Source organism: Nocardia farcinica, assembly GCF_029867845.1.
Lineage (GTDB): Bacteria > Actinomycetota > Actinomycetes > Mycobacteriales > Mycobacteriaceae > Nocardia > Nocardia farcinica_A.
Genome location: NZ_JARWRU010000656.1, coordinates 1 through 7914, shown reverse-complemented (window position 1 = coordinate 7914; position 7914 = coordinate 1). Strand labels below are relative to the sequence as shown.

The following is a 7914-nucleotide window of genomic DNA, read 5'->3' as shown; positions in this document are numbered from 1 at the left end:
GGACCGGCAAGGCCGCCGCCTGCGCGCGTCTGGCCGTGCGGGCGGGCGTGACCGACCTGCCGCCCACCGCCGAGACCGCGGGCGCGGCCGGGGACAGCTGCCCCGGCGAGCCGGGCAGACCGCCGGTGGTGATCTTCCTCGACGCCGACGTGCGGCTGGCACCGCAGGCCGTCGCGGCGGCGGTGGCCGAATTGCGGCGCAGCGGAGCGGGTCTGGTGGCGCCGTGGCCGTGGCAGCGGGCCTGCTCGCCCGCCGAGGCGCTGATGCAACCGCTGCTGTGCTGGTCGTGGGCGTCGACACTGCCGGTGCGCCTCGGCAATCGCAGCAGGCGGGAGAGCACGGTGGTCTCCTGCGGGCAGTTCCTCGCGTTCGACACCCCGGCCTATCGCGCGATCGGCGGACACGCGGCGGTGGCGGGCAGTCCGATCGAGGACATGGACATCGCGCGGGCGCTGCGCCGGGCCGGATGGCCGACCAGGGTGGTGGCGGCGGGCGGACTGGCGAGCACCAGGATGTACCGCGGCACGGCCGAACTCGACGAGGGCTACACCCGCTGGCTGTGGTCGGCCTACGGCGGTTCCGGCGCGGCGGCGGCCGCGATCGGGCTCGCGGCGGGGCTGGCCTACCTGCTGCCGCCCGTGGCGGCGCTGTGCGGGCGGGGGCCGTTGCGCTGGACCGGGGCGGCCGGGTACGCCGCGGCGGTGGTGAGCAGGCTGGCGGCGCGGCGGCTGGAGACCGGGACGGCCCCGCGCGCGGCCGATGTGGGCTCGGCGCTGGCGCACCCGGTCTCGGTGGCCGCCTACCAGCTGCTGGTGATCCGCTCGCATCGCGCGCGACGGCGCGGGGCGGTGCGTTGGAAGGGCAGGGCGGCGGTCACGACACGTTCGTGATGCCGACCGTCGGCAGGAAGAAGCAGGAGCGCTCGCCGTTGCCGACAGTGCCGAAGACCGCGGCCAGCACGGTGCCCTCGCCGGTCTCGACCGGCACCGCCCTGATGCCGCCCATCGGCACCACGGCGCCGAACACCGTGGTCAGCGCCGATTCCGCGATAGTGCGGGCGGGGCCGGTCAGCTCCGGCGGGATCATGCCCGCGATGACGTCGGTGACCGAGCCCATCGCCGCCGAGCCGCCGCGCCCGGTGCTGATGTTCAGCCACAGCACCTGCATGCCGGTGGTGTCGGCGGTGTACTCGGCGCCTGCGGAGGCCGCACCGGCGGAGTCGATACCGGCGGAGTCGATGCCGTAGGGGACGAAGGCGAACAGCGTCTCCCCCGACTCGACCGCCCGCAGGTCGACGCCGGGCAGCTCCAGCGGAATGGTCTGCGGCCACGGTCCCGGCACGGCTCCCGCGGCGGCGGGCACGAGACCGAGCGGCCCGTCGCCGCAGAAGGCGGCGGCGGTGGGTTACAGGGACGGGTAGACGCCGAGACCGCGCAGGACCGCCACCGCGTCCTGGTAGGCGCCGAGCAGGTCACCGGGTTCGGCCGCGCCACGCAGCAGCGGGTTGTCCGCGACGGCGGTGGGCGCCGGCGGATGCGCGGGTTCGGCGGCGGCGGGCGCGCCGCCGAACAGGGCGGCCGAGCCGACGGCCAGTGCGCCGAGCAGCGCGAGACGGGACGTGGCCGGGCGGGAACGGAACGGGCGACGCGACGATTTCACCGGTGACCTCCACGACGATGACGAGTGCGGTCACACTACTCCAGCTAACGCCGGGAACAGCAGATCGTCAGTGTGGCGAACTTACGGCGTGTCGGTGATCTTCCTCGAGACGATCTTCCTCGAGACGCACAGCGTCGGGTCGGTGCCGAACCATGATCGCCCGGCCGTTCCGCCGCGGGTAGGGCTCGGCTCACGGTGATTCCTAACCTTGTCCGCCCGGTGGCCCGGCTCGCATCCTGTTGCGGCCCACCATCCATGACACGACATGCCCGGAGTGCCGCTGTGACCCGTTCCCCCCACCGCATCCTCGCGCTCGCCGCAGCGCTCGCCACGGCCACCACCGTGGCGGGGTGTGGCGGCCAGGTGAGCGCGCCGGGCGAGGACGCGGGCCCGCCGCGGCCGGGTGGCATCCTGCGCTACGGGCTGTCGCAGGCGCCGACCTGCTCGGACCCGGCGCAGTCGGGCACCAACCAGACGCTCTACGTCACCAGGCAGATCGTCGACTCGCTCACCGACCAGGACCCGGACACCGGAGAGATCCGGCCGTGGCTGGCGCGCAGCTGGGAGGTCTCCCCCGACGCCAGGGAGTTCACCTTCCACCTCCAGGAGGGCGTGACATTCAGCGACGGCACCCCGCTCACCGCGGACTCGGTGCGCGCGAGCTTCGACTCGATCATCGGCCTCGGCGCGGCGAAGGCCCCACTGGCGAGCAGCTATCTGGTCGGCTACCAGGGCACCACGGTGGTCGGCCCGCTCACCGCGCGCGTCACCTTCGGCGCGCCCAACGCCCAGTTCCTCCAGGCCTCCTCCACCACCCAGCTCGGCATCCTGGCCGAGGCGACCACGGCGAAGTCCGCCGAGGAGCGCTGCCAGGGCGACACCATCGGCAGCGGCCCGTTCACCTACGCGAGCTGGCGGCAGGACCAGTCGGTGTCGCTGGTGAAACGGAGCGGCTACCAGTGGGGTTCGGATGTGTTCGCCCATCGCGGCGAGGCCTACCTCGACGGCATCGACTTCACCGTGGTGCCCGAATCCGGTGTGCGCAGCGGCAGCATCGCCTCCGGCCAGCTCGACGTGGTCAGCGACGCGCTACCCCAGGACCTGCCGCAGATCGAGGCGGCGGGCGGACGGCTGGTGACCACCGGCAATCCCGGCGTCACCTTCGGCTTCCAGCCCAACGTGACCCGGGGGCCGTTGCGCGACCCGCGGGTGCGCCGGGCGCTGCTGACCGCCATCGACCGCCAGGAACTGATCGACACCGTGCTCGGCCCGGAGTTCCGGCCCGCGACGAGCGTGCTGGCGGTGGCCACCCCCGGTCACCGGGATCTGTCCGACCGGCTGCGCTACGACCCGGACGCCACCGCCGCGGCCCTGGACGCGGCAGGCTGGCGGGAAGGTGCGGACGGCATCCGGGTCAAGGACGGCGAGCGGCTGTCGTTCGGCGTGACCTTCAGCGCCGTCTTCGCGGGCAACCAGGCCATCCTGGAGCTGGCCCAGCAACAGCTGCGCGCGGTCGGTGTGGAACTGCGGCTGGAGCCCGGTTCGACGCCGGAGGTCACGGCCAGGCAGAACGCCAAGGACTTCGACACCGTCTACTACAACAGCACCCGCGCCGACGGCGACATCCTGCGCACCACCTTCGGCCTGGCCGGGCGCAACCTCAACGCCCGCCCCGAGCCGATCCCGGCGCTGGACGAGGTGCTCGACGAGCAGCTGCGCACCGCCGACACCGCCGCCCGCGCCGAGCTGATCGGCACCGCCCAGGAGCAGGTGCTCGACGCGGGCCTGTGGATTCCGACCATCGAGCTCTCGCAGGCGATCGGCGCCGGTCCGAACGCGCGGGAGGTGGAATTCGACGCCTCCGCCCGCCTGATCTTCCACGACACCTGGCTGAGCGGACGCTGATCATGGCGCGATACCTGTTCTCGCGCGTGCTGCAGGCGATCTGGGTGCTGTGGGCGGCGTTCACGCTGTCGTTCGCGGTGCTCTACCTGCTGCCCGCCGACCCGGTCGCCATCGCCGCCGATTCCGCCGCAGGGGCGGGCACCCCGGTGGACGCGGCCGCCCTCGACGAGCTGCGCGCCCGCTACGGCCTGGACCGGCCGGTGTGGGAGCAGTACCTGAGCGCGCTGGGCAACGCCGTGCGAGGCGATTTCGGTCTGTCCATCGCCTCCGGCCGCCCGGTGACCGAGGCGATCGGCTCGGCGCTGCCCGCGACGCTGGAACTGGCCGGGCTGGCACTGCTGCTGGCGGTGGCGGGCGGTGTCGCGCTGGCCTTCGCCGCCGATCACACCCGCAGGCCGTGGCTGCGCGGGCTGCTGGCGGCGCTGCCGCCGGTGGGCGTCTCGGTGCCGACCTTCTGGACCGGGCTGATCCTGTTGCAGCTGTTCAGCTTCCAGCTGCGGCTCGCGCCCGCCTTCGGCGGCGAGGGGCTGCGCGGCACGATCCTGCCCGCGATCACCCTCGCGTTGCCGATCGGCGCGGTGATCGCGCAGGTGCTCTCGGCCGGGCTGGAATCGACCTGGCGGCAGCCGTTCACGGCGGTCGCGCTGGCCAAGGGCGCCTCCCGCTGGTGGGTGCTGCGCAGGCACGTGGCCAGGCCCGCCGCACTGCCCGCGCTGACCATCGGCGGCGTGCTGGTGGGCAATCTGCTCGCGGGCTCGGTGGTGGTGGAGACGGTGTTCGCCCGCGAGGGCGTCGGCCGGCTGACCCAGGTCTCGGTGCTGGCGCAGGACATTCCGGTGGTGCAGGGCATCGTGCTGGCCACCGCGCTGGTGTTCGTGACGGTGAACCTGCTGGTCGATCTGATCTATCCGCTGCTCGATCCCCGGACCGCGGCGGCGAGCGGCCTCGGCGGTCGCGGCGCGCGGAAGACCGCCGCGCCCGGCGAGGACGGCACGGTGGCGACGCGGCGCGAGGAGGTGCTCACCGGTGTCCGATAGCAGGATCGGGACCATCTCGGCGAGCGGCCTGCTCACCGCCGCCTCGGGCGCGGCGGGCAGGCTCGCCGGTGTCCGGCCGAGCCGGGCCCGGCTGCGCGCCGACGCCGCCACGGTGGTGGCCGCGACGATCATGTTGCTGGTGCTCGGCTGGGCGCTGTTCCCCTCGGTGTTCGCCTCCGGCGACCCGCTGACCGGGGTGCCCGCGGAGAAGTTGCAGGGCCCGAGCCCGCAGCACTGGTTCGGCACCGACAATCTCGGGCGCGACCTCTACACCCGTATGGTGCACGGCGCCGGTCTCTCGCTGACCGCGACCGTCTCGGCGGTGCTCATCGCGCTGATCGCGGGCGGGCTGCTCGGCCTGCTGGCGGGCGCGGTCGGCGGACTGGTCGACACGGTCGCCATGCGCGTGGTGGATGTGCTGCTCTCGGTGCCCTCGCTGCTGCTGTCGCTGGCGCTGGTGACCGCGCTCGGCTTCGGCACGACCAATGTGGCCGTCGCCGTCGGTGTCTCGCTGATCGCCAACTTCGCGCGGGTGATGCGCTCGGAGGTGCTGCGGGTGCGCGGCGCGGACTACGTGGAGGCCGCGCACGCGAGCGGAGTGCGCTGGTACACGGTGCTGGCCAGGCACGTGCTGCCCAACTCCTACCGGCCGGTGCTGGCGCTGGCCGCGGTGGAGTTCGGCATGGCGGTGCTGGCGGTCTCGGCGCTGAGCTTCCTCGGCTACGGCGCGAAACCGCCGACGCCGGAGTGGGGTTCGCTGATCTCCGAGGGCCGCAACTACCTGGCCTCGGCGTGGTGGATGACCACGCTGCCCGGCCTGGTGATCGTGACCGTCGTGCTCGCGGCCCAGCACCTCGGCCGGGCCGCGGACCGGAGGGCACGCGCGTGAACGCCCAGCAGGCACTGCTCGCGATCGACGGACTGCGCGTCGACTACACGACCGGCTCCGGTCCCGTCCCCGCGCTGCGCGACGCCTCGCTGCGGGTCGGGCCGGGCGAGGTGGTGGCCCTGGTCGGCGAATCCGGCTCGGGCAAGTCCACGCTCGCCCACGCCGTGATCGGCCTGCTGCCCTCGGCGGCGCGGATCGGCGCCGGCTCGATCACCTTCGACGGCACGCGCCTGGACAACGCCCCCGAGCGGGTGCTGCGCGGGGTGCGGGGCGCGCGCATCGGGTTCGTGCCGCAGGACCCCGGGCTCTCGCTCAACCCGGTGCGCCGCATCGGCGACCAGATCGCCGAATCGCTGCTGGTGCACGGGCTCGCCGATGGGCGCGGCGCGCGCGAGCGCACGCTGGAGCTGCTCGACGAGGTCGGCCTCGACCGCTCCCGGCGGTGGGAACGGCGGTACCCGCACGAGCTGTCCGGCGGCCAGCGGCAGCGGGTGCTCATCGCCGCCGCCCTGGCCTGCGGGCCGCAGCTGATCGTGGCCGACGAGCCGACGAGCGCGCTGGACGCCACCGTGGCCAGGCAGGTGCTGGACCGGCTGGCCGAACGCATCGCCGCCCGCGGGACCGCGGTGCTGCTGATCACCCACGACCTGGCCATGGCCGCCGAACGGGCCGACCGGCTGCTGGTGCTCGACGGCGGCGAGATCGTGGAGGCGGGCCGACCGGCCGATCTGATCGCCGCGCCGTCGCACCCGTACACCGCGCGGCTGCTGTCGTCCTCGCCGAGCCTGCGGCCCGGCCCGCCGCGCCCGTCGCGCGCGGTCACCGGGCAGCCGCTGTTGACCCTGCGCGGGGTGAGCAAGCGTTACCGCACGCCCGCGGGCACGGTCACCGCCGTGGACGGCGTCGGCTTCGAGCTCGGCCGCGGCGAAACCCTGGCGCTGGTCGGCGAATCCGGTTCGGGCAAGTCGACCACCGCGCGGATCGCGCTGCGGCTCACCGCCGCCGACCAGGGCACGGTGCGCTTCGACGGGGCCGACATCACCGCGCTGCGTGGCGAACGGCTGCGCGCGCTGCGCCGCCGGTTCCAGGTGGTGTACCAGAATCCGTACTCCTCGCTCGACCCCAGGCACTCGCTGGCCACGATCGTCGCCGAGCCGCTGCGCGCCTTCCGGGTGGGCGATCGCGCCGGACGCCGGGCGCGGGTGCTGGAACTGCTCGACCAGGTCGCGCTGCCCCGGCACTACGCCTCGCGCACCGCCGCCGAGCTGTCCGGCGGTCAGCGCCAGCGCGTGGCCATCGCCCGCGCGCTGGCCCTGCACCCGGAACTGCTGGTGCTCGACGAGCCGGTGTCGGCGCTGGACGCCTCGGTGCAGGCGCAGATCCTCGACCTGCTCGACCGGCTGCAGGCCGAGCTGTCGCTGAGTTACCTGTTCATCTCCCACGACCTGGCCGTGGTGCGGCGCATCAGCGACCGGGTGGCGGTGATGCGCCACGGCCGCATCGTCGAGACCGGGCCGACCGCCGAGATCTTCGACGCGCCGCGCCACGAGTACACCGCCGAACTGCTGGCCGCCATCCCGAGCCCGCAGGTCGCCGCGACAGCAGGCAGGCCGGCCACCCCGAGCACACCGGTACCGACCCGGAAAGGACCCTCCGATGGCTGATCCGACGCCGAACCCCGGTCGAGCCGGGACCGGGCGCGCGTTCTTCCGCGCGATCGAATTGTCCGGCGCGGGCGTGCATCCCGCGGCGTGGCGGCGCGCCGACTCCCGGGCCGAGGAGCTGTTCGGCGGCGCCTACTGGCTGGACGCGATCACCTCGGCCGAGCGCGCCGGGCTGGACGCGGTGCTCGTGCCCGATTCCTTCGACGCGGGCTCCGGCGGGCCGGGCGCGGTGCGCGGGCGGCTGGACGCGGTCGCGGTGCTGGCGCGCGCGGCCGCACTCACCCACCGGATCGGGCTGATCCCGCAGGTCACCACCACCCACACCGAGCCCTTCCACGTGTCCAAGGCGATCCAGGCGCTGGACTTCGCCACGTCGGGCCGGGCGGGCTGGGAGGTCGCGGTGTCCGAGGGCGCGGCGCAGGCGAAGGCGTTCGGCCGCAAGGGCCCCCAGGACGCGGCGAGCCTGTGGGCGGAGGCCGAGGAGGCGATCGAGGTCGTCACCCGGCTGTGGGACTCCTGGGAGGACGACGCGGAGATCCGCGACGTGACCACCGGCCGGTTCATCGACCGCGACAAGCTGCACTACATCGACTTCACGGGCGAACACTTCTCGGGCAAGGGCCCGTCGATCACCCCGCGCCCCCCGCAGGGCCAGTCGATCGTGACGCTCCGTGCCGACGGCGGCCCCGCCGACGCGGTGGCCGCGCGCCGCGCCGACCTGATCCGCGTCGCCGCGCCTGGTCCCGGCGCCGCCGGGACC

8 protein-coding genes are annotated in these 7914 nt (G+C 74.2%); 6 read left to right on the top strand and 2 right to left on the bottom strand.

Annotated elements, in window-relative coordinates; translation table 11 throughout:
• The coding region (locus tag QH283_RS14515; protein ID WP_280503526.1) for a glycosyltransferase at positions 1-890 on the top strand (890 nt) is incomplete at its 5' end.
• Here the strand turns inward: QH283_RS14515 and QH283_RS14510 are convergent.
• Both QH283_RS14510 and QH283_RS14505 read right to left on the bottom strand, forming a co-directional pair.
• Complete coding sequence (locus QH283_RS14510) at positions 874-1362, bottom strand: hypothetical protein (protein ID WP_280503525.1); 489 nt, start codon at positions 1360-1362, stop codon at positions 874-876. The two genes, QH283_RS14515 and QH283_RS14510, sit on opposite strands and share 17 nt — an antisense overlap.
• A 42-nt stretch (positions 1363-1404) precedes the next feature.
• A complete protein-coding gene (locus tag QH283_RS14505) occupies positions 1405-1659 on the bottom strand; it encodes a hypothetical protein (protein ID WP_280503524.1) in 255 nt (84 codons plus the stop codon).
• Between the two features lie 255 nt (positions 1660-1914).
• Between QH283_RS14505 and QH283_RS14500 the strand changes: the two genes are divergently transcribed.
• From QH283_RS14500 to QH283_RS14480, 5 genes are all read left to right on the top strand, one after another.
• The gene (locus QH283_RS14500; protein WP_324247327.1) at positions 1915-3564 is read left to right on the top strand and encodes an ABC transporter substrate-binding protein; all 1650 of its coding nucleotides are present in this window, start codon (positions 1915-1917) and stop codon (positions 3562-3564) included.
• Positions 3565-3566: 2 nt separating this feature from the next.
• Entirely contained in the window at positions 3567-4601 is a 1035-nt protein-coding gene (locus QH283_RS14495; protein ID WP_280503523.1) for an ABC transporter permease, read from the top strand.
• Positions 4602-4731: 130 nt separating this feature from the next.
• Positions 4732-5490 carry an ABC transporter permease gene (locus QH283_RS14490; RefSeq protein WP_432420729.1) on the top strand — a complete coding sequence of 253 codons (759 nt, stop codon included), beginning with the start codon at positions 4732-4734 and terminating at the stop codon, positions 5488-5490.
• Positions 5487-7154, top strand: coding sequence for an ABC transporter ATP-binding protein (locus QH283_RS14485; protein ID WP_280503522.1), 1668 nt, complete (start codon positions 5487-5489; stop codon positions 7152-7154). Before QH283_RS14490 ends, QH283_RS14485 begins: the two co-directional genes overlap by 4 nt.
• Positions 7147-7914: LLM class flavin-dependent oxidoreductase (locus QH283_RS14480; RefSeq protein WP_280503521.1), on the top strand; the 768-nt coding region annotated here is incomplete at its 3' end. The genes QH283_RS14485 and QH283_RS14480, both read left to right, overlap by 8 nt.